The organism is Sphingomonas sp. OTU376, from assembly GCF_038440415.1.
Lineage (GTDB): Bacteria > Pseudomonadota > Alphaproteobacteria > Sphingomonadales > Sphingomonadaceae > Sphingomonas > Sphingomonas kyeonggiensis_A.
Genome location: NZ_JASATQ010000002.1, coordinates 52,254 through 74,263 on the forward strand (window position 1 = coordinate 52,254; position 22,010 = coordinate 74,263).

Sequence of the window (22,010 nt, forward strand, 5' to 3'; positions counted from 1 at the left end):
ATGACCAAAATGCGCGTTGCCGATTTGATCGCCCGCCTGCTCGTCGAGCACGGCGTAACCGACATGTTCATGCTCACCGGCGGGGGTGCGATGCACCTCAACGATGCGTTCGGACGTACCGAAGGCCTGCACAAGGTCTTCGTCCACCACGAACAGGCCGCCTCGATCGCGGCGGAGAGCTATTGCCGCCTGTCTAACCGTCCGGCGGCGGTGAACGTGACCACCGGCCCCGGTGGCGTCAACGCGCTCAACGGCGTCTACGGCGCCTATGTCGATTCGATCGCCATGGTCGTCGTGTCGGGTCAGGTGAAGCGCGAGACCTGCGCGTTCAACTACCCCCTGCCCCTGCGCCAGCTCGGCGACCAGGAAGTGGACATCGTCGAGATGGTCCGCGGCATCACCAAATATGCCGTGGTGCTCGACGATCCGCTCCAGGCGCGCAAGGTGGTCGAGAAGGCGCTCTATCTTTGCACCCGCGGCCGCCCCGGCCCGGTGTGGATCGACGTGCCGATCGACGTGCAGGCCGCGCCGGTCGATTTCGACGCGCTCGAGCGCTTCGATCCGGCCGAGCTCGATCATGAGGGCGAAGCCGCCAATACCAGCGCCGAACTCGGCGCGCTGACCGGCGATGCGCTGGACAGCGAAGTCGCGGCGCTGATGGCGGAGCTGCATGCCGCCGAGCGTCCGGTCGTCCTGGCCGGCGCCGGCGTGCGCCTCTCGGGCCAGCATGCCGAGTTCCTCCGTTTCGTCGAGCGCCTCGGCGTGCCCGTCGTCACCGGCTGGAACGCGCATGACGCGATCCCGAACAGCCATCCGCTCTATGTCGGGCGCCCGGGCACGGTCGGCGATCGCGGCGGCAATTTCGCGGTGCAGACCGCGGATTATGTGCTGGTGCTCGGATCGCGCCTGAACATCCGCCAGATCAGCTACAACTGGAAGAGCTTCGCGCGGAATGCCCGCGTCGCGATGGTCGATATCGACAAGGCGGAGCTCTCCAAGCCCACTTTGTCGCTGCACCGCCCGGTCCATGCCGACTTGGCCGATTTCTTCGCCGCGGCGGAGACGGTCGCGGCGCCGGCCGACGACGCGGTCGCCGCGCGCAGGGCGTTCCTCGACCGCAGCCGCGCGCTCGCCGCCCGCTATCCGGTGGTGCTGCTCGAGTATCGCGACACCGAATCGCCGATCAATCCCTATGTCTTCGCCGAAGCGCTGTTCGACGAGCTCGAGGAAGGCGACATCATCGTCTCGGGCGACGGCACTGCCTGCGTCACGATCTTCCAGGCCGCGAACCTCAAGCCCGGCCAGCGGCTGTTCACCAATTCCGGCTGCGCCTCGATGGGCTATGACCTGCCCGCCGCGATCGGCGCCTATTATGCCGGGGGCGGTCGCCGCATCATCTGCCTGGCGGGCGACGGCAGCATCATGATGAACCTGCAGGAGCTGCAGACCATCGTCGGCCAGAAGCTGCCGGTGAAGATCTTCGTGCTCAACAATGACGGCTATCACTCGATCCGCCAGTCGCAGCAGAACCACTTCCCCGACAACATCGTCGGTTGCGGCCCGGACAGCGGCCTGAGCTTCCCCGATTTCGCGCGGCTGGCCCAGGGCTTCGGATTCCCGGCGGCGCGGGTGGACAGCCATGGCGGGCTGCCCGAGACGATCCGCGCGACGCTGGCCGGCGACGGCCCGCAGCTGTGCGAAGTGATGATCGACAAGCGCCAGGAATTCGCGCCCAAGCTCAGCTCGCGCCGGCTCGAGGACGGCACGATGGTCTCGCCGACGCTGGAAGACCTCTCGCCCTTCCTCCCGCGCGAGGAGCTGGCGGAGGCGATGGCGGCGAGCGAAGTGGCGGCGTGATCCGCCACGTCATCTTCGATCTCGACGGAACCCTGGTCGATAGCTGCGCGACCTGTGTCGAGATCCTGTCGGGCATGCTGGCCGAACGCGGGGATGCCGCGGCGATCGATCCGGTCGCCGCGCGCAGCTATATGAGCCGCGGCGGGCTGGACATGGTCCGCGGGCTGCTGGGCGATGCCTGTGTCGACGGCGAGGCGGATCTCGCCGACTTCCGCGCGCGCTATCATGCGCACGAAACGTCGGTGGAAACGCTGTTTCCCGGCGTGGCCGAGGGGCTGGCGCGGCTGCGCGCGGCCGGGCTGACGCTGTCGATCTGCTCGAACAAGCCGCAGGGCCTGTGCGAGAAGGTCCTCGCCGATACCGGGCTGGCCGAGCATTTCGCGTTCGTGGTGGGCGGGCAGCCGGGCATGCGCCCGAAGCCTGCGCCCGACCTGCTCGATGCCCTGCTCGCCCGCATCGGCGGCGACGCGACGGCCTGCGCCTTTGTCGGCGACAGCGAACTCGACCACCGGATCGCGGCGGATGCGGCGATCCCCTTCCATTTCCTGACGCATGGCTATGCCGAACCCGGCTGGGAAGCACGAGATTGCGCGAGCCACGACGCCTTCACGCCCCTGATCGACGCGCTTCTGGCGCGAGCGGCAGCGCATGCTTGAGCCGGCCATAGCGCATGCGCTGGCCGATACCGATCGCCCCATCGTCATCACGGGGGCGAGCGGATGGCTGGGACTGGCCACGCTCGACCTGCTGGAACGCGCATTGGGAGAGGCCTTTGCCGATCGGGTACAGTGCTTCGGATCGGCCCCGCGCGATCTCGACCTGGGCGACGGGCGCGTCGTGCGCCAGTATGCCCTGGCCGACCTAGCGGCGGTGGCGCGGCCGGGTGCCTGGGTGCTCCATTTCGCGTTCCTGACCAAGGACCGCGCCGAGGCGATGGACGATGCCGCCTATCGCGCCGCCAACCAGCAGATCAGCGATACGGTGCTGGCCGGGCTCGACGCTGTCGATGCCGCCGCGGTGTTCGTCGCGTCGTCAGGCGCTGCCTACAAGGCCGAGGATCCCGCCGCCTCGCCCGCGATGCGCCTCTACGGCGCGATGAAGCGCGAGGACGAGGATCGCTTCGCCGACTGGGCCACCGCCCGGGGCAAGCGGGCGGTGATCGGCCGGATCTTCAACATCACCGGCCCCTTCATCAACAAGCACCAGGCCTATGCGATGGCCAGCTTCATCCTCGACGCGCTCGCGACGCGCCCGATCGAGGTCCGGGCGCCGCGCGAGGTGATCCGGGGCTATGTGGCGATCCGCGAGCTGGTCTCCCTGATCTTCGCGCTGCTGGGCGATGCCCCTTCGGGCGTGACGCGCTTCGACACCGGCGGCGAGGCACTCGAACTGGGTGCCGTCGCCGCGGTCGTCGCCGAAGCGCTGCAGGGACCTGGCGTCAGCCGCGCCCCGGTCACCGATCCGGTGGCGGACCGGTATGCGGGCGACGGCGAAGCCTATGCCGCACTGCTCGCCCGGCACGGCATCACGCCCGTCCCGCTCGGGCAGCAGGTGGTTGAAACCGCCGACTATCTGCAGGCTGCCGGACACGATGTTCGGCGGTGACTTGACGACCCTCAACAACTATACGGCGGCGCAATTCTCGCCCTCCGCCGAACCCAAAGGCAATCGGATCCCAGTATGACCCATTTCCCGACCGGCACGCAGCGCCAGTTCGCACCCTCCCAACGGATCCGCACCGCCCTGACCGCGACTTCGGCGGCGCTGGCGCTGTTTGCCTATTCGGCACCGGCCTGGGCGCAGACGATCGATCAGAACACGCCCTCGGGTTCGCCGCTGAGCCCCGGGACGAACACGACCCAGGGGCAGAGCTCGTCGAGCCAGAGCCAGAACCAGAACACGACTTCGACGCCGACGCCCTCGACGGTGTACGAGCCGATCTCCGTGGATCGCTCGGGCAGCAGCCGCGACACCGTCGGCACCACGCAGAACAGCGGCGTCCGCACGAATGACGGGCTGCTGGACACCGAGGCGATGCGCCTTCGCCAGCCCGTGAAGCCCGGCGAGTTCGAAAGCTGGGCGCGCGACGTCACCGGCCGCAACCTCAAGCGCTTCGGCAGCGACCTGCTGCTTCCCGGCTCGCGCGACTTCGCGACGCCGGCAACCTCGACCATCCCGCCCGATTATGCGCTCAACGTGGGCGACACCGTCTCGATCGCGCTGACCGGCTCGATGGAAGGCAGCGTCGATGCCGAGATCGATCGCGACGGCAAGATCTTCCTGCCCAACGTCGGCAGCGTCAGCCTGGTCGGCGTGCGCTACCGCGACCTGCGCGATCGCATCGCGGCGGCGATCGGGCGCAAGTATCGCGGCTATGACGTCTCGGTCTCGCTCACCAAGCTGCGCGGCGTCCGCGTCTACGTCACCGGCTTCGCCGCGCATCCAGGCGCCTATTCGGTCAACAGCCTGTCGACGCTGGTGAACGCCATACTCCAGGCCGGCGGCCCGGCCGCGGGCGGCAGCTTCCGTTCGGCCAAGCTCTATCGCAACGGCCAGGAAGTGGCCGATTTCGACCTCTACCAGCTCCTGCGCGACGGCGACCGCTCGCACGATCCGCTGCTGCAGAACGAGGACGTGATCTTCATTCCCGCCGTCGGCCGTCAGGTCGCGGTGATCGGCAGCGTCAACGAAGAGGCGATCTACGAAGTGCGACAGGGCGAGAGCCTTGCCGACACGCTGCGCATCGCCGGCGGGCCGACCAACCTGGCCGATGACTCGCGCCTCATCCTCTATCGCCTGTCCGATCAGGATTCCGTGGGCAGCCGCCAGATCGAGCGCACCGCGGCATCGAACTTCGCCACCGAAGCCGGCGACATCATCCAGATCCTGCCGCAGGGCAGCCTTGCCCGTCCGCTCGAGCGCCAGCAGGCGATCGTCCGGATCGAAGGCGAAGTGAACAAGCCGGGCAACTATTATGTGGCGCCGAATACGCCGCTGGCCGAGGTCGTCGCGATGGCCGGCGGCCTGACCCCGCGCGCTTATGTCTATGGCACCCGCTTCTCGCGCGAGACCGTGCGCGCCCAGCAGCGCCGTGGTTTCCTGGATGCCGTCGATCAGATGGAGATGGCTCTCGCCGCCGCCCCGCTGACCGGCAACGGTCTGGGCGACCAGACGCAGCGCCAGGCCCAGGTCGCCTCGGCCAAGGCCTTCCTCGACCAGCTGCGCAAGAAGGAGCCGGACGGCCGCCTGGTGCTCGACGTGACGCCGGTCGATGCCGCGCTCCCGAACAATCTCCTCGTCGAGAACAACGATCGCATCGTGATCCCGCCGCGCGTGGAGACGGTCGGCGTGTTCGGCGCGGTGTACCGCCCGGCCTCGTTCATCGTCGGTAACGGCAAGGCCATCCGCGTCCGCGACTATGTCGAGCAGGCCGGCGGCGTCATCCGCGGCGCCGATCGCGGCAACATCTTCGTGGTGCGCGCCAATGGCTCGGTGCTGACCCGCAAGCGTGGCGCGATGAGCGCGCAGGTGCTGCCGGGCGACACCATCTTCGTGCCGATCCGCACCGAGAACTACTCGCTGCTCGCCAAGATCCGCGATATCTCGCAGGTCGTCGCGCAGTTCGGCATTGCGGCCCTCGCGATCGCGGCGATCAACTGATGACGCCCTATCGCTCCCTCACCGGCACGCTCACCCGGCTTCCGGTGCTCCGCAATCCATGGCTGCGGCGCGGCCTGTTCGTGGTGCTGCTCGCCATCTGCGCGGCGCTCACCCTGTTCCCGCAGAAATATCGCGCCGCCGTCAGCCTGACGCCGACCGATCCGGGCACCCTCGGCCTTAGCGGCACGCTGGGCCAGCTCGGCGCCGTGAACAGCGTGTTCGGCAACCAGGCCGCGATCGAAGTGAGCCAGAAGGTCGCGAACAGCGAATATGTCCGCACGATCGTCGCCAAGCAGACCAACCTCGAGCAGCACCTCAAGCTCACGCCGATCGAAGTGCATCGCTGGCTCGATCGCCATATCGACATCACGGTACTGCGCGGCGGCATCATGCAGATCGAGCTCAAGCAGCGCGATGCCGAGTTCGCCCGCCGGGTCGTCTCGGCTTATGGCGAAGCGGTCCGCAGCCAGCTCGCGCTGATCGCCCGCCGTCAGACCGAGCAGAAGCGCGCGATCCTGCAGCAGCTGTTCGAGCGAGCGGGCGAGCGCCTGTCCAAGGCGCGCACCGCCTATGACACCTTCCGCCTTTCGACCCGCTACAGCAGCCCGCAGGCGGCCTTCTATGCGGCAGGCGACCGGATTCCGGCGCTCGAGGCCGATATCCGCGCGAAGGAAGTCGATCTCAACGCGATGCGGCAGTTCGCGACGGACGACAATATCCGCGTCCGCCAGATGATCGCGGCGATCGACGCGCTGCGCCAGCAGCTGGCAGTGGCGAAGTCCACCTCGCCGCAGCAGGACAGCTCGGTCGGCCAGGTCGTCCGCCAGACGACGGAAGCAGAGCGTCTCTCCCGCGAGCTCGACATCGCCCAGGGCCTGTACGAGAACTACAAGCGCTTCCTGCAGGGCACGTCCGTCGAGGACCTGACCTCGGGCGTCACGATCCGTATCCTCGAGCCGGCCTATATCGACAGCGAGCGCCAGCTTAACTTCGGGCCTCTGGCGCTGGGCGTGCTGATCCTGCTGCTTGCGCTCGCGCTCGAATTCTATCCGCTGCGCCCGCCGCTTTCCGAGACCAGGCTCGCCGAGAAAGAGGCATGATCGACACGAGGCAGCCCGATCTATCGGTCGTCATTCCCTGCTACAACGAGGAGGAGAATGCCGAGGCGATCTGCGCGGCGGTGATCGCCCAGCTGGAGCCGCTGGAGCTCCTCTTCGAGGTGATCTTCATCGACAATGACTCGACCGATCGCACGGTCGAGATCGTCAAGTCGATCTGCGCGCGCGATCCGCGGGTCCGCCTGATCGTCAACACGCGCAACTTCGGCCAGATGCGTTCGCCGACCTATGGCATCTACCAGGCACGCGGCCGTGCCGTCGTGGGCATGTGCGCGGATTTCCAGGACCCGCCCGAGCTGCTCCCGCGCTTCGTGGAGCGCTGGCGCGCCGGTGTCGACATCATCCTCGGCATCCGCGCGGGCGAGGAGCGCAACAGCCCGATGCTGCGCGCTACCCGTGGCCTGTCCTATTGGCTCGCGCGCAATTTCGGCGACTATCCGATCCTGCCCGGCGCCACCGGCTTCGGCCTGTACGATGCCCGCGTGGTCCGCTCGATCCGCCAGCTGGCGGAGCCGGAGCCCTTCTTCCGCGGCATGCTGGTCGAGACCGGCTACCGGCTCGAGACCATCGCCTATCCGCGCCCGCCGCGTGCCGGTGGCCGCTCGAAGAACAACTTCTTCGCCCTGCTCGATTTCGCGATGTCGGCGCTTGCCGGTTCGTCGAAGCGGCTGCTGCGCATTCCGATCTATATCGGCGCGTTCGGCGCGCTGATGACGCTGGTGATGCTGCTCGGCGGAACGCTGGCCTTCTTCCTCGATCGTCCGATCGCGGGCTGGTTCATCGCCGCGGTGGTGCAGGCGCAGCTGGCCATGCTGTTCGGGTTCCTGGGATTGCTGGGCGACAATGTCCGGATCATCTCGGAGCGCACGCGCGGCACCCCGCTCGTGCTCGAGCGCGAACGCATCAACTTCCCGCCGGAATGAGCGCATGGCGATCTCTCTCTCCCGCGAGCGCCTGATCGAGCTGTGGCGCTATTACCAGGCCGGGGTGGTCAACACCGCCTTCGGCCTGGGTGCCTATGCGCTCCTCGTCTGGCTTGGCCTCAACATGTTCGTCGCGCAGCTGGTCGCCCATGTCGCCGGAGTCGCGTTCAACTACATCACCTATAGCCGGCACGTGTTTCGCGATGCCGGGCCGGCCAAGCTGCGCTTCACCATGTCCTATGTGGTCAACTACCTGATCGGCCTGGCCACACTCGCCTGCGTCGCGCTGGTAATCAAGTCGCCCTATCTCGCCGGCCTGATCACCGCGGTGCTGGTGTCGATCCTCAACTATTTCATCCTCAAGCACTTCATCTTCGTGAGGAAGACCGCGTGACGGAGACGCCACGTCCGGTGCGCCAGTCCGTCTGGATGGAATATGCGCTGATCCTGCCGATCATCGCCGCGATCGGCTACACGACATGGTTCTTCTTCTATTATCACTATCTGCCCCAACCCTTCTTCTACGAGCCGAGCGGCACGTGGATGGACTGGTATTCGCTGACTCGATGGTCGCAGAAGCCCGGGGCCTATGAAATCGAGCGGACCATCTATCCGCCGCTTTCCTTCGTGCTCATGCGGATGTTCTCGATCCCGCATTGCTATGCGCTGACCTATTCCGAGGAAGCCCGCGCCTGCGACTGGCTTGGCGGCGTGGCGCTCACCGCGATGTGGCTGGGCACGGTCGTGCTCACCTTCCTGAGCTATCGCAAGGTCGATCGGCGCACCGCCCTGCCCCGCGCCTTCGCGATGACCTTCGGCTTCCCGATGATCTACGCCTTCGAGCGCGGGAACCTGCTGATCTTCTGCTATGCCTGCATCCTGCTCGGCTTCGGCCCCTTGCTGAAATCCGCCTGGCTGCGCTGGTTCTTCGCCGGCCTGGCGGTGAACTTCAAAGTCTATCTGGTCGGCGCGATCGTCGCCCCCCTCCTGCGCCGCCGCTGGGTGGCGTTCGAAGGCATGCTGCTGTTCACGGTGCTGATCTATCTGGCGAGCTGGTACATCCTCGGCGAGGGCAGCCCCTCGCAGATCTACCGGAACATCACGAGCTATTCGACCGGCTTCGGCGCGCAGGCCGCGCTCGATCTCTGGTTCCCCGCCACCTATCTGCCGCTCAAGACGCTGATGACCGGGACCTTCCCGATCTACACGGTCGTGAGCTCGACCATGGCCGACGGCCTGGTGATCGGCGTGACGATCTTCACCCGCGTCATCCAGGCATCGATCCTGATCGCGGCGGCGGCGGCCTGGCTCCGGCCGGAAGCGGTCCCGCCCCGGCGCGTCGTCTTCCTGGCGATCGCCTTCGCGCTCAGCGCTTCGGAAGCCGGCGGCTATACCGAGATGCTGACGCTGGTGTTCGTCTTCATGGAGAAGCGTCGCGGCTTCGAGCGGACGACGGCGCTGTACATCGCCTATTTCCTGTCGATCCCGTTCGACTTCACGCTGGGCCTGCTGCCGCCGCTGGTGCGCTACTCCTATCTCGCCAATGTCGAGGTGATCGCCCAATATGGCGTTGGCGTGATGTCGCTGCTGCGCCCCGGCCTCAGCATGATCATCGCCGGCTTGCTGTCGATCCAGACCGTCCACGAGGTAGTGGCCGACATCCGCAACCAGGGCTGGCAGAATCGCTGGCGCTACCGCTTCGACTGGCCGGTCCTGCCCGGCGTGCTGCGCCCCAGCCGGCCGCGGCAGGCGGGCGAAGAAGGTCCGCGATGACGGGCCCCGCCTGCGAGACGATCTGATGGCCACCACAGACCTGCGCCATCGCTGGATGCTGCTGGCGATCCTCCTTGTCGCCTTCTATCTGCGCGCCTCGAGCATCGCCTTCGGCCTTCCCGGGCTGAACGATCCCGACGAGATGATGTTCGAGCTCGGCGCAATCCGCATGCTGCGCGGACCGACGCTCGATCCGGGCTGGTTCGGTCACCCGGCCACCACCACCATGTATGTGCTGGCGCTCGTCAATATCGGCGTGCTGGCCTTTGCCTTGCTGACCGGCGTGGCGAGTTCGGCCGGCAAGTTCGTCGAGCTGATCTACGCGGATCCCAGCTGGATGATCCTTCCCGGCCGCGTCGCCATGATGCTCTTCGCGCTGGGCACGATCTGGATGAGCTGGCGGCTCGCTTCGCGTTTCTTCGGCCCTGCCGCCGGCCTTGTGGCTGCGCTGCTGATCGCGTTCGATCCCGTGCACATCGCCTGGTCGCAGGTGATCCGGTCGGACATCATGGCCTGCTTCTTCATGCTGCTCTGCCTGCAGGCCTGTTCCGACATCGCCGAGAACGGGCGCTGGCGCAGCTATCTGCGCGCGGCCTTCTGGCTCGGCGTCGCCATCGCGACCAAATGGCCCTTCGCGCTGACCGGCATCGCGATCGCCGGCGCCAGCCTTGTCGCGGTGCGCACCAACGTCCTGCCCGCGCGCACCGCGATCGTCCGGCTCGCCGCCAGCGGGGCGGCGGCGATCGGCTTCCTGCTGCTGGTCTCCCCCTATCTGCTGATCAACTACCGCACGGTGGTGCGCAATCTCCAGGGCGAGAGCCAGCCGCACCATCTGGGCGCGACCGGCGGCGACTTCCTCCACAATCTCTGGTGGTATCTCTCCGGCCCGGTCGCGACCGGCCTCGGCATTGTCGGGCTTGTTTTATTCCTGCTCGGCGTCGCGCGATTGCCGCGACACCGCCTGCCGCTCTTCCTGCTGGCGCCGCTGGCCCTCGCCTTCCTGCTGCTGTTCTGCGCGCAACAGCTGGTCTGGGAGCGCTGGGCCCTGCCGCTGCTGCTGATCGGCGCGATCATTGCCGGGGGAGGTTGGGTCGTTCTTCAGGCAATCCTGCGTCGAACGCTCGCGGTGCCGGTGGCGCGGACCGCGATAACCATCGCCGTGGCGTTCGCTGCCGTGCTGCCGCTCGGGCTGCACGCCTGGTCCGATGGCGTCGAGCGCATGCACGACACCCGCCAGCAGGCCTCTGCCTGGGCACGCCAGCATATTCCGCCGGACGCTACCATCCTCATCGAGCACTTCGCCTATGACCTGATGAGCGCGCCGCAGCATTTCCTGTTCCCGCTGGCCGACGCCGGTTGCGTGGACCCGCGCGGACTGGTCCGCGGGACGATCCCCTATTCCGTGATCGACCGGGCCCGCGGCAGCCGCTCCAACCTCGACTATGGCACGCTCCCGCCCGAAAAGGCCGCCCTCTGCATCCCCGACTTTGCGATCCTCACGCAATATGACCGGTACCGCGCCGAGCGCACCACCTTCCCGAACGAATATGCCGCCTATCAGCGGCTGATCGCGCGCGGACGCATCGTCGCGACCTTCGCCCCGAGCCCGGGCCGGCATGGCGGCCCCATCGTGCGGATCGTCGATCTGCGCAAACCCTAGCTGCGTGGCGCCTGGCGGCGATAACTGAGCGCCTCGGCGACATGGATCCGCCCCACGCCCTCAGCCCCGGCAAGGTCAGCGATCGTGCGCGCCACGCGCAGCACCCGCGTATAGCCGCGCGCCGATAGCCGCATCGCCTCGGCCGCCTGCGCCAGCAACTTGCGGCCCGGCTCATCGGGCGTGGCATGGCTGGTGAGCAGGTCGCCTTCCGCCTCGGCATTGGTCCGCGCCGGCACGTCCCTATAGCGCGCCACCTGCACCGCCCGCGCCTCGGCGACGCGCACCGCCACTTCGGCCGAGCTTTCCGCCCGCCGATCGAGCACCAGGTCCGCCGCGGTCACCGGCTGGACCTCGACATGCAGGTCGATCCGGTCAAGCAGCGGGCCCGACACCTTGGCCTGGTAGTCCGCCGCGCAGCGCGGCGCTCGGGCACAGGCCAGCGCCGGGTCGCCCAGATGCCCGCACCGGCACGGGTTCATCGCCGCGACCAGCTGGACGCGCGCCGGGAAGGTGACATGCGCATTGGCGCGCGCCACGCTCACCACCCCCGCCTCGATCGGCTGCCGGAGCGAATCCAGCACCGCGCGCTGGAATTCGGGCAGCTCGTCGAGGAACAGTACGCCGAGATGCGCCAGGCTCACTTCCCCCGGCTTCACCCGCAGCCCGCCGCCGGTGAGCGCCGCCATCGAGGCGGAGTGATGGGGTGAGCGGAAGGGCCGCGTCCGGGTCAGCCGACCGCCCTGCAGCGTCCCCGCGACCGAGGCGACCATCGACACTTCCAGCGCCTCGCTTGCATCCAGCGGCGGCAATATGCCCGGCAGGCACGATGCCAGCAGCGACTTGCCCGCCCCCGGCGGCCCACACATCAGCAGGTTATGTCCACCCGCCGCCGCGATCTCGAGCGCGCGCCGCGCCGTCTCCTGCCCCTTCACCTGGGCAAGATCGGGCCCGACCACCGGCGGATCGACGGTACCCGCCTCGGCCGCGGGCAGCAGCTGGTGCCCCTTGAAGTGGTTGAGCAGCGCAATCAGGTCCGGCGCGGCGATCACTTCCACCTGGCCCGCCCAGCTTGCCTCGGGGCCCTGCGCGGCAGGGCAGACCAGCCCCTTGCCCGTCTCGGCAGCATGCAGCGCTGCGAGCAGCACGCCGGGGCTCGGCGCGATCCGCCCGTCCAGCGCCAGCTCGCCGACCACGACATAGCCCGACAGCGTCTCGGCATCGACCACGCCCATTGCCCCCAGCAGCGCCAGCGCTACCGCAAGGTCGAAATGCGAGCTTTTCACGTATTAAGCCAAACCTATCAATTCGATTTCACGGTCGGCTGGGCATAATCTCTCCTTCACGGGGCGCCGCGTGCCGCCACATGGCGAGTAGGTTCGTTACAGCAAACTGTTGAGCAGCGGTTCGAGCTCGGCGCGAACGTCATCATATGGCTCTCGACACTGTCGGCGGCTTGGTCATTTGGCTATGAATCTTCTTTCAAGCGATGCCCATCGCCACGCTCCAGCACGCGGATCAAATCACGCGATAGGATGGTGACGGCCGCCGCCAAAGCCTTGAGATCGAGGCTATCAGGGTGTGACAAATCCGCCTCGATCTTTGCCATGACCTCCGGCGAAAACTGAGAGAATCGCTTCGTACCCAGAAGCAGCAGAGAGTAATTGGCTTCCCAACCCCGATAACGCGTTGCGCCGGCTTTATGCGTATGCCGGAAGGCCTGAAGGTCTCCGCTTGGATCTTCGACGAGCAGAATCCCGCTAAAATTGCGCAGCGCCTTTTCCGAAGCTACGAATTGTTCGCGCGAGACCAAAGCGAAAGCCACGGTGATGGCTTCCAATCCAACATTTTCGAGGATCAGGCGTGGCAAACGTCGGGAGTCCGACGCGCTCGGTACATGCACTAACGCCACTTTGCTCATTTTGGTGGACGCAAACCGAATGACCTTACCTGGCGGCAGCAGGAGTGCCGTCGCCTGCACGGTCGATTCCGACATTTGCAAATTGGCATCGAGAGCGATCTGGCAACTCTGCCACTCGCTGCCTCCTTCTTCGCCGGCTCGCTCCTCCACAGCTCCGGCTGGGCCACGATCAACTGGTTCGTGCTGCCCGCCGTGGCACTCGTGCTCGTGGCACTTGTCTGGCGCGCTGCCCGCACTCCCACTCGAAAGGCGCATTTCGCATGATCGCAAAATATCGAACCGGGCTGATCCTCAGCGTCGCAGTTCTGGTCTTGGCTGGCTCGCTCTACGCCGAAACGCAGAAGCCCGCCCCAGCCAAGCCGAGTGACCTGCGGGCGAGCGACGAAGGCGCACGGCTCAAAAGCCTCCTCGTCAACGACACCGCCATGCCTAGCCTCGCGCCGCAGGGCTATGACGTGACGATCGTCGTCTTCTCGGACTATCAATGCCCCTATTGCCGCAAGCTGCACCCGACGCTGAACCAGCTTCTGGCCAGCGACCGCAAGGTACGCATCGTCTATCGCGACTGGCCGATCTTCGGGGAGGCTTCAGTCGAAGGCGCCCGGGTGGCGATGGCAGCCGGCTATCAGGGTAAGCATGCCGCGTTCAACGACGCGCTGATGGCAGGGCCGGTCAAGTTCACTTCCGCCGACATCCGCAAGGCCGCCGTACGCGCCGGCATCGACTGGCAACGCCTGCAAATCGACCTGAAACAGCATCAGGCGGAAATCGATGCTGGCCTCGGCCGCACCGTCCAGCTGGCCCGGCGCATGGGCCTGTCGGGCACCCCGGCACTGGTGATCGGCGACTATCTCATTCCGGGCGCAATCGATGCTGCAACCCTGCGTGAGGCAGTGAAGGCCGTTCGACAAGGCGCGCCGAAGTGATCCGTCAGGTAATGAAGGAGACGAACGCGAAGCGGACGTGCATCAACATCAGAGTGAATTCCTCCCGGAAAGGCGAGCGACGTGCCATCAATAAAGATTCACCCAATTACAACCCCTCGATTCGAGTAATTGATAATGCGCAACGGCAGCGCTCATGCCAATGGCGCCCGACTGGAATATTCGCGATGAACCGATCGGAGTTACGTGCCCCTGAAATCTGACCGATCTTGAGTAAAGCTCACGCTTGAAGCGGAGCGGGTTCAGTGAAAGCGATTATCGCGATTTTGGGGCAGGAAGCCTGGATGGCGCTGACGATGGCGGAAATAGGCCGAGGCAGCAACGGCTGATGATGGGCTTATGCTGCTCCTTGCTGGTGCGTTGGCGCGAACGGGCGGCAGAAGGCTCGACCATCAGCGCCACTTTTGTTCATGGCGCAACATGTATATCATGTACCAGCGCCTCTTGATCTGCATTTAGGCCATGAACATGGTTTCCTCAATTTCAGTACCACGCTCTTCGCGGAAGGGGCCGCAGCCAATTTTACTGATAAGAACTGAGATTATGTGATCGATCATGTGATCAAATGATGAAAATCTCAGGAGGCGACTTGAGTCCATAAGGGCGGACTCTCCGGTGGAATTAATAGTCATCCAGATTTGATTGTTGGCAACGATGACGCCCACCGGGCGCCATTCGCGCATAAATTCATCAGGCCGCTCACTTGAAAATTCAATCTGCGGAGTCCCAATATAAACAGGGCGTTGATCATCAAGGTCAACGGATCTGCTCAGGCTTTTGTCAAGCCCAAATAAATGCATAACGGAGTCAAATAAGATACATCCGCCGCACTCCGATAAGAATTCATCATAGCCTCTTGGAGCTTCAAATCCTGCAACAGTGATAAAATTATCATTATTAGTGTTTTTGGGAAATATTTTATGAAGGTATCTAAGTTTTTGTTCGGAGCCAATCTTCTTGACAAACAATATCCCGTTATCCGTCAAAATATTGGTATTGTCGGCGCATTCGTGCGCCGCTGAAATTATACGCTCATAGGCTCGCATTAGGCGCACTCTCCCCACCCGGTTTGCGCAACTTTAATCGCGATGGCCCTTCCACAGGTCTGCGCAATCCTCATCAGCGCGTCTTCTCTCGACTCGTAACCAAACATATCAGAGATCATGTTGTCCAAATTGTCCACGCGAATCCTGCCCGATAGCATTCCGGTTATATCAGTAAACCAACCGACTGAACGCACTGTCCGGGACAATCCCTCTAATCCACGAATAGGCGCTCGATGCCCCCCAGCCCTCATATGCACCTCAATATGCTCCCTCTTCGTGAGGAACTCGATATTGTTTGGATCTCTCGCGCTGGCTAGGGAGTTCCCATTCACCGTATTCCTGTGATGTCCTTCCATGCCGCGAACTCGCCCCGTTTCGAGGAGCTCCTTCTTCTGTGCAGGAGTCCATGCCCGCGTCCCGCCACCAGCCTGTACCAGCCTCTTTTCCTCCGCCCACGCATCTCTAACAGCCGCGCGGCGCGCGCTCTCAACCTCTTGGGCGGTTGGGCAGCGCCCGTTTTCATCATTGCACGCGGTGCCCGTCGGATCCGTGCTGTTTAGCGGATCATTCCCCACATATGTGTACAGATTGACCTGATCATCATATCCGATGGGATCGGTTTGCAAGAAGCGGCCCAGCGTCGGCGAGTAGATGCGAGCCTTGTAGTAATACATTCCCAACTCGGGGAGCCATGCCTGGCCAGTGTATTGGAACCGTCCCGGTTGGTTGGCGCCAGGGATGCCATACTCGTCGTAGCGATAAATACCCAAGGCATTGCCGTTGGCATCCGCAACCGACACCACTGACCCCTGATGATCGACTTGCATGCTGCGCAGGTCAGAAAGCCCCGCCCCTTCATACCAAAGGAGGGGGTCGTCCTCGCCTACACCATGCAGGTACCGCCGGAGCAGATTGCCCGACCCATCATATTCCACGGTGAGCTGGTCGCCATCGTACAGGAAGCGAGTATCGCTGACCCCGCCGCGGTAAACCTGATAAAGGCGACCAAGGGGGTCGTAAACTAGCGCAACGCCCTCGGAGGTTGCCACCAAACGATTCTCTGCATCATAAGCGTAATTCGTCGTACCATCAGCAATAAGGTTACCGTTTGCATCATATGCGAAGCTGTTGCCGGCCACGCTCGCATATTGATTGAGCCCGTTGGCCGTATAGGCTCGATCAACATTCACATAACCGGTGAACGCGTAACTGTTATTGGTTCGAGATCTACTAACAATCTGACCCGCCGGATTGTAGCCAAAGTTCGTCGCAACATCGTACGATGAACCTACCAGATCATGATTGATGCTTTGAAGCCGTGAGATTTGATCGAAACCGTACGACGAATAGACGGCACCTCGCCACTCGCCCGAACGACGTCCTTGGTTGTCCCAATCGAAATGCACCCGCTGGTAGACACCGCTTTCATAAGCGTCGATTGGCCGATCCAAACCATCATAAGCGTAAGTAAAGAAAATGCCATCGGGATAGGTGAGCCGACTGCGGTTGCCATCGGCGTCATATTGATAGCTCAGATTCCGGCTCACCCCTCCCATGCTTGTGGAGCTGGAGGCCAACCGCCCGAACCCGTCATAACCGTTGAGCACCGCGTCGCCGCCGGTCGGGCCATCAAACCGCGCCGCCGTTTGCAAACCTCGTAGATCGTAGCTGTAATAGACATCGCGCGTCGAACTGGCGCTCACGTTGGTGCACGCATAGCCCGAGACGCAGGTGTCTGGTACGATCTTCGACGTCATCCGATTGAGGGCGTCATAAGCAATGCTAAAGGTGCGAGCGTCGCGCTTTCGAAAGCTGGTGCGATTGCCATTCGCGTCGTAGCCATAGGCTTCATAGTCATTGGTGTTGACCGCGCCGGAAGTCGCGATTGCGTTCGCTGGCGTCGAGCCATTGTAGCCAGTAGGCGCAGTTGCCGAGGGAAATTGCCACAGCACCTGGCGATCATGCCCGTCATAGATCAGGCGCGCCTTGTTGCCATTGGCATCAACGATATATTCCTGTTTATCGTTCAAGGTATAGCTGTAGGTGACATAGGCCTGCTCCAGGCCTGTCCCGACCGCTCTGCGGACCTGCACTAAGCGCCCGGCTGTATCGTAGATATTCTTAGCGACGCGATCCGGGCCAAAACTCGCAGATACACCAGGAGTGCAAGCATCCGCATTGGCTGCAGTCGGATCCATGCGGACCACGGTGCACACAAGCCGACCGAGCGCATCGTAGCTGTATTGGGTCAGCAGATAGGTCGCGCCGTTACTTACTCTTTCGCTGACCTTATGGCCGAGCGCATCATAAGAATAGTCCTTCCGCTTATTGACGGTGAAATTAGGCCAATCTGCTGCCGCCACAGACGCGTCTGGCCAAGTGCCCAGGACTCCATCTTCAATCGAGATCAGCCTGTCGGCCGAATCATAAGTGTAGCGGATTCCGGAATTGTGCAGCGGTCCCCCGCCGTCCGGATCTGGGTACATTTCCCCCGTTTTACGGCCTGAGGAATCATACCGCGTATCGATGGTAAAACTCGGGCTGTCCTGAGCGTGGGTCAGCCGCGGAATAAGTAGAGCCACGCAAGTCATCGCGGCGAAGGCAAATCGAGCACAACGCTCAAATGGTTTAAGGCCTATCACTGGCAGGATCCTCCGGTTCCGCGCGGACTGATCTTCCTGATGACGTCACCACGACCGTTATAAACATAACAAGTCCGCAGCGTCTGGCTGTCCGCAGTTACCGCGATGCCTCGAAGCATCAGGTTATTTGCAGTCCCGTCCGGGCCATATTCGTAACTCTTTACGACCTCATCCGCCGTCCCCCCTGCGCAAGAGTTGCCGACCGTCGCACTAGTCCGGCAGGTGCGCTCGTCGGCAAGCAGCCATATGGGTTCAGGGCCTGCGCTGTAACCGCCGCCCGCATTCTTGAACCATGGATATCGCTGGACGTAGGAGTAACGAACCAGGGGAGAAATGCCGCCCACCGCGGGAAGGGCTTTGGTGAGTACTCCGCCGTGGCTACCGTCATAGCTGAAGCTGGTGACCGCGCCCCGCGCATCGGTGATCGTCAGCGGCTTGTTGCAGGTCTTCGGATTAGTGCAGGCCGAAGGATAGGTGGCGGAGATTGAGTAAGCGGCATCGCTCGAGCCCGGCTTCGGAACAAAGGTCATTTTGGTTATGTTGTTCCGTGCGTCTCGCTCGTACGTGTGGCCGTTCCCTTCAGACTGGCTGTCCCCGACTATCCGGTAATCGAAGTGGTTATAGCTATCCAGCCACTGCGAAGAGCCGCGTCCAAGATTCTCGGCGATCCCTTCAACCACACCAAATGTGAGATTGCCGCTTGCATTGCGCCAGAAGCCCAGCGGTCCGGTTACATCGCTAACTCCATGAGCCGTAATACGGCCTTCCTCCATGTTCCGGTAATAGGTGTAATTCCAAGTGTTGCCGCCCTTAGTGACTGAGGATACATGACGCTCAAGATAGCCGTCATTTTCACTACCGACCGTTTCATAGGTGTAGTTCACCGCCGATCCGGGAACTCCGGTATCTTCGATACTCAGGATGTCGCCAAGCACCGGCTTCCCAGGGACCGACGAAGCTCCAAAGGTCAGCTTGCGTCCGTACGTCTGCCCTTTTCTGCGAATCAGGATGCTGCGGTCGCTGTCACTGTAGATGAAATCCACATAGTCGATCGCGGTTGCAGTATTCGAGCAGAGCGCCAGCGCGCCCTCGTTGCAATAGAGCTGAGCCTTGTTGAAAGACAGAACTCGTTTCACGCCTCCCCAAGCAGGTGAGGTAATGTCATCCGATCGAAATTCATATTCAATTGTTACACCGCGATTAGAGCTGATCGAACGCAGTCGCCCATAGGGCAGGCCGTCGCGCGTAATCCACTGTGTATATAGTCGCCAGATTTCGCCGTTCGGAAAATTAATCTGATCAAAGTATCGTTGACCCGTTGGGCCGACCCTCACAGGCATGCTCGCGCCATCGGCAGTATAATAACCGTCTCCCCCTGAGTAATTGCTCAGGTAAATTATATGGGTCGGCCCGATGCTAGGTAAGTAAGAGGATCCGTCCGGATTTGTAACAATATAGCTGTAATGTCCTCGAGTCATGCCGCTGCCGAGCGGCGTCGTTACCGCATTAATAGTACCAACATTTTCATTCAGGAACGTGTTTTCTTGAAAGGGGAAGTTATTGCCGAAATTTGCTCCCGTCTGCTCTAGGGGTGCGAAGGAGATTGCTTGATCTCCCGTTGGCATCACTAGCTGCATATTGAGCTTTAGCGAGCTAAGCTCCGGCGCAAAGCTCAAGAGAGGAATTGTGACATTAGCCTTGCCGGATACCAAATCCACACCGTTTTCATCCTGGGTGCTAATCGCAGGCTGGGTCGCGGTCAGGTATGCATACGGATCGCTCTGTGCCCAAGCCGTCTGAGATCCGGCAGCGAGAAGCGAAACCGCCATAGCAATGCGAGAAGATAAGCCGAAGGACCAGTGACCGCGGTGCCATGTGTGACCCGGCATAATGTCTCCTGAAGTTGATGATCCCGAAATAGGGGAGAGGATGCAGTGAATGGCTAGGGCGATGGAAGCATCAAAAGGGCCCCGCCCGGCATTTATCCGCACGGGGATTGATAGGCACTCGCCCCCAGCGCCTAGAGTCCTATACAAGTAGCAATTGGGCCCGTTAGAGTTATTGTTACCTGTCCGCTGCTAGTCGCGCCGAGGCTATCCGCGACGACGTATGTAAAGACGGCGGCCCCTCGTCCGGTGCCTACAATATGAATTGTTGACGCGGAAGAAATGGAAACAGTCGCAGCGTTCTGGATAACGCCGCTCGTGCGCGTAATCGACTGCAAAGCGAGCGGTACGTTATTCTCGGGATCAGTGTCATTTGCGGTAAGATTCAAATTATATGTCGTATTGCACGGAAAGCTGATGGCGTCGGCGTTTGCCACTGGAGGGAGATTGCCGCTGGGAGTTGGCGTTGGAGCTGGAGTGGGGCTAGGGCTAGGGCTAGGGCTAGGGCTAGGGCTAGGGCTAGGCGTGGGAGTCCCGCCAGAACAATTGGCCGCCGCTGAACTCACCACATATCGTGAACGATTCCCCGCTGCGTCAAAACATGTTGTAGTGGATATACCACCATTGCTTCCGCCGGTTATTGACGACCCAACAAGTCGGCCGAGCGCATCATATTGATAGCTAGTGGCCTCTTGCGCCTGAGCCATCAAGGCAGTGAAACTGATTGCGAGACCACTAGTGCACGCCAGCAAACGAACACGCATTGCCGCTCCTTTACGAATCGGTCTTGAGGTCATTAAGCACGCATCCATTCGGCCCCTGCCGTTGGAAGACTATGCGCAAATGACGATCTGAACCCCCAAACAAATATAAGAAACCTGCGATACATTTCGGAAATGTGTCAGAAACTTCGTATGCATCCGTTTTGGCGGCACTTCACCAAAATAAGATGCCGAAGGTCTTTTGCTCTCGCGTTTGCCGGAGAGTCTGATGGCGTAGCGCTGTCCAACGACGTGGTCCCCTGAATTTCCTTCAAGGGGTGAAAAGAGCAATCCTGCCACCGTTACGCACATGATCTCGCCTCGAATGAGTAATAATGTTGGGTGGGAATCAGCGCCCCACCACCGGCATCCATGAGAACAGACAGGGAATCATCTACTCACTAGCTGGCGTTCTCAAGTTGCTGCCTGAATGGGCGCGCCAATATCGGAGATCGGGTGTTTGTAGTCCATTTGCTTCGCGAGTCTCTGCCTTAATCACCGACAATGCGCATCGTGGCGGCATATTTTGAGGTCGCGGGTAGGAGATGGCGCGCATACGCAAGAGGCTGTCGCGGGCTGGTCAAGCGTAGAGCCTGCATAATCGAGCCGATATCTACACCTGCGGCAAACAGATCCCGGTCACGACCTACCCGCACCGAATGTGCCGAGGTCTCTTTGACGATGAGTTCCGCCGGGGCGGAATCGGCTACCTTCTGCGCGACTGGCCCATTGCAAAGCGCTGGGACTGATACGTGCAAGCAAATTCGCCCCCTACGAAAAGTAAGGCCGGAGCAACTCATCGAGTGCTGCGCTTGCCTCAGCCTCCTGCGCAGACGTGAACGACCTGTTGCCAAACGTAACGAGACCTGGCGCGAGTACTACAGGCAGCTTCGTGGGCTTCTCCCAATCACCATTGTAAATGTGAAGGGTCGCTGTCGCGACTCCTGTCGAGCGATCAATATCGCGCGAGCCCAGTCCGAAGCCCAGACCATACCCTTCGCCAAACCGATCTTTGAGCGCTTGCGAGCGCGCTGCAATCCCCTCGCCAAAGAGAGGAAATTCCTCAGTGCGCGCACGAGATACCTCGTCCGCCGCCGGTAGAGCAGGAGCCGGCGGGTTACCTGCGCGCAGAGTTTCAGCAAAACGCTCAGCATCCTCGCGATAGTTTCGTGTCATGAACGTCCTTTCGATTGACCAGTCGTCCGACACTATGGGCCTCGTGCAAGAGACCTCAATGCTCAATCGCCGTGTGCGGGATCATAGCCAAGCTGCTGGAGCCGGCGAGGTCCCCGAATACAGCATTAGCTGAGCGGCGGCTTTATCCCATGTAGCGTTCCTAAGCCGACCGTCCGCAACCGGCCCAGGAGCTGGCCGGCAGCTTTAGTGCAATGCGCCCTAATCGTGGTCATTCAGGATCGACCCTTATGATACCCAAAGTAGCCGTTGGTTGATGCAAGTCAGCTACAACGCTGGAGCAAAGCCCCCCGCGCTTTTTGAGGCGGGATGAATAACTACGTGTCAATAAGGCTCAGAAGACCTTCCGAGGCATGAAGTTTGGCCTCAGCCCGCACGGACACCGATATGGCTTGCAGCTTCAGAGCTTGCTGTACCGATAATTGCCTTTGATATCCGATGCTAGGAACTCGCCCTTGGACCCCGCGGCTTGAAACGCAGCGGCGACATGGTTGGGTACGTCATAATATTGATACGTGCCGCCATTGTGAAAGGTGACCTCGAGGATCAACAAAGCGTCCTCGTATCGGATCGACTGGATGTTCGAAGAACTGAAGGGCGGGAATTGCTGCCAAGCCATAGTCGGGTC

At 62.4% G+C, this 22,010-nt stretch carries 18 protein-coding genes and 1 pseudogene; 11 read left to right on the forward strand and 8 right to left on the reverse strand.

Translation table 11 applies throughout. The annotated features are described in order from the left end of the window. The 9 genes from AAHM44_RS01380 (at window position 1) to AAHM44_RS01420 (ending at window position 10,991) form a co-directional block, all read left to right on the forward strand. Window positions 1-1,857 carry a thiamine pyrophosphate-binding protein gene (locus AAHM44_RS01380; RefSeq protein WP_342248756.1) on the forward strand — a complete coding sequence of 619 codons (1,857 nt, stop codon included), beginning with the start codon at window positions 1-3 and terminating at the stop codon, window positions 1,855-1,857. After that, window positions 1,854-2,513 (forward strand): HAD family hydrolase, encoded by a 660-nt coding sequence (locus tag AAHM44_RS01385; RefSeq protein ID WP_342248757.1) that lies wholly within the window; start codon window positions 1,854-1,856, stop codon window positions 2,511-2,513. The genes AAHM44_RS01380 and AAHM44_RS01385 overlap by 4 nt, the downstream gene beginning before the upstream one ends. Then, entirely contained in the window at window positions 2,506-3,462 is a 957-nt protein-coding gene (locus AAHM44_RS01390) for an NAD-dependent epimerase/dehydratase family protein (RefSeq protein WP_342248758.1), read from the forward strand. The genes AAHM44_RS01385 and AAHM44_RS01390 overlap by 8 nt, the downstream gene beginning before the upstream one ends. A gap of 75 nt (window positions 3,463-3,537) precedes the next feature. Then, the gene (locus tag AAHM44_RS01395; RefSeq protein ID WP_342248759.1) at window positions 3,538-5,517 is read left to right on the forward strand and encodes an SLBB domain-containing protein; all 1,980 of its coding nucleotides are present in this window, start codon (window positions 3,538-3,540) and stop codon (window positions 5,515-5,517) included. Continuing rightward, complete coding sequence (locus tag AAHM44_RS01400) at window positions 5,517-6,617, forward strand: hypothetical protein (RefSeq protein ID WP_269574637.1); 1,101 nt, start codon at window positions 5,517-5,519, stop codon at window positions 6,615-6,617. The genes AAHM44_RS01395 and AAHM44_RS01400 overlap by 1 nt, the downstream gene beginning before the upstream one ends. Next, window positions 6,614-7,558 carry a glycosyltransferase family 2 protein gene (locus tag AAHM44_RS01405; protein WP_342248760.1) on the forward strand — a complete coding sequence of 315 codons (945 nt, stop codon included), beginning with the start codon at window positions 6,614-6,616 and terminating at the stop codon, window positions 7,556-7,558. Before AAHM44_RS01400 ends, AAHM44_RS01405 begins: the two co-directional genes overlap by 4 nt. Window positions 7,559-7,562: 4 nt before the next feature. Then, window positions 7,563-7,952: a GtrA family protein gene (locus tag AAHM44_RS01410; protein WP_269574635.1), complete on the forward strand. Its 390-nt coding sequence runs from the start codon at window positions 7,563-7,565 to the stop codon at window positions 7,950-7,952. Next, window positions 7,949-9,331 carry a glycosyltransferase family 87 protein gene (locus AAHM44_RS01415; RefSeq protein WP_342248761.1) on the forward strand — a complete coding sequence of 461 codons (1,383 nt, stop codon included), beginning with the start codon at window positions 7,949-7,951 and terminating at the stop codon, window positions 9,329-9,331. Before AAHM44_RS01410 ends, AAHM44_RS01415 begins: the two co-directional genes overlap by 4 nt. A 25-nt stretch (window positions 9,332-9,356) precedes the next feature. Beyond that, window positions 9,357-10,991, forward strand: a complete 1,635-nt coding sequence (locus tag AAHM44_RS01420; protein ID WP_342248762.1) for an ArnT family glycosyltransferase — start codon at window positions 9,357-9,359, stop codon at window positions 10,989-10,991. On the opposite strand, the pseudogene AAHM44_RS01425 reads toward AAHM44_RS01420, so the two are convergent. Both AAHM44_RS01425 and AAHM44_RS01430 read right to left on the reverse strand, forming a co-directional pair. Beyond that, window positions 10,988-12,271, reverse strand: a pseudogene (locus tag AAHM44_RS01425) (YifB family Mg chelatase-like AAA ATPase); the annotation flags it as partial. The gene AAHM44_RS01420 and the pseudogene AAHM44_RS01425 overlap by 4 nt on opposite strands. Before the next feature lie 185 nt (window positions 12,272-12,456). Beyond that, entirely contained in the window at window positions 12,457-12,984 is a 528-nt protein-coding gene (locus tag AAHM44_RS01430) for a hypothetical protein (RefSeq protein WP_342248763.1), read from the reverse strand. On the opposite strand from AAHM44_RS01430, the gene AAHM44_RS01435 reads away from it, so the two are divergent. Then, on the forward strand, window positions 12,985-13,173 hold the full coding sequence (locus tag AAHM44_RS01435) for a hypothetical protein (RefSeq protein WP_342248764.1): 189 nt from the start codon (window positions 12,985-12,987) through the stop codon (window positions 13,171-13,173). It abuts the gene before it with no gap. Next, window positions 13,170-13,835, forward strand: a complete 666-nt coding sequence (locus AAHM44_RS01440; protein ID WP_342248765.1) for a DsbA family protein — start codon at window positions 13,170-13,172, stop codon at window positions 13,833-13,835. Before AAHM44_RS01435 ends, AAHM44_RS01440 begins: the two co-directional genes overlap by 4 nt. Before the next feature lie 473 nt (window positions 13,836-14,308). Here AAHM44_RS01440 and AAHM44_RS01445 read toward each other — a convergent pair whose 3' ends face one another. The 6 genes from AAHM44_RS01445 to AAHM44_RS01465 form a co-directional block, all read right to left on the reverse strand. Further along, on the reverse strand, window positions 14,309-14,899 hold the full coding sequence (locus AAHM44_RS01445; protein ID WP_342248766.1) for a hypothetical protein: 591 nt from the start codon (window positions 14,897-14,899) through the stop codon (window positions 14,309-14,311). Continuing rightward, window positions 14,899-17,481 (reverse strand): RHS repeat-associated core domain-containing protein, encoded by a 2,583-nt coding sequence (locus AAHM44_RS01450; RefSeq protein ID WP_342248767.1) that lies wholly within the window; start codon window positions 17,479-17,481, stop codon window positions 14,899-14,901. Before AAHM44_RS01450 ends, AAHM44_RS01445 begins: the two co-directional genes overlap by 1 nt. A 56-nt stretch (window positions 17,482-17,537) precedes the next feature. Beyond that, window positions 17,538-19,370 (reverse strand): hypothetical protein, encoded by a 1,833-nt coding sequence (locus AAHM44_RS01455; RefSeq protein WP_342248768.1) that lies wholly within the window; start codon window positions 19,368-19,370, stop codon window positions 17,538-17,540. Window positions 19,371-19,561: 191 nt separating this feature from the next. Next, window positions 19,562-20,239 (reverse strand): Ig-like domain-containing protein, encoded by a 678-nt coding sequence (locus tag AAHM44_RS24815; RefSeq protein ID WP_446745936.1) that lies wholly within the window; start codon window positions 20,237-20,239, stop codon window positions 19,562-19,564. Between the two features lie 720 nt (window positions 20,240-20,959). Next, window positions 20,960-21,397 carry a hypothetical protein gene (locus AAHM44_RS01460; RefSeq protein WP_342248769.1) on the reverse strand — a complete coding sequence of 146 codons (438 nt, stop codon included), beginning with the start codon at window positions 21,395-21,397 and terminating at the stop codon, window positions 20,960-20,962. A gap of 385 nt (window positions 21,398-21,782) precedes the next feature. Beyond that, window positions 21,783-22,001 carry a KTSC domain-containing protein gene (locus tag AAHM44_RS01465; RefSeq protein WP_342248770.1) on the reverse strand — a complete coding sequence of 73 codons (219 nt, stop codon included), beginning with the start codon at window positions 21,999-22,001 and terminating at the stop codon, window positions 21,783-21,785. Window positions 22,002-22,010 lie beyond the last annotated feature (9 nt).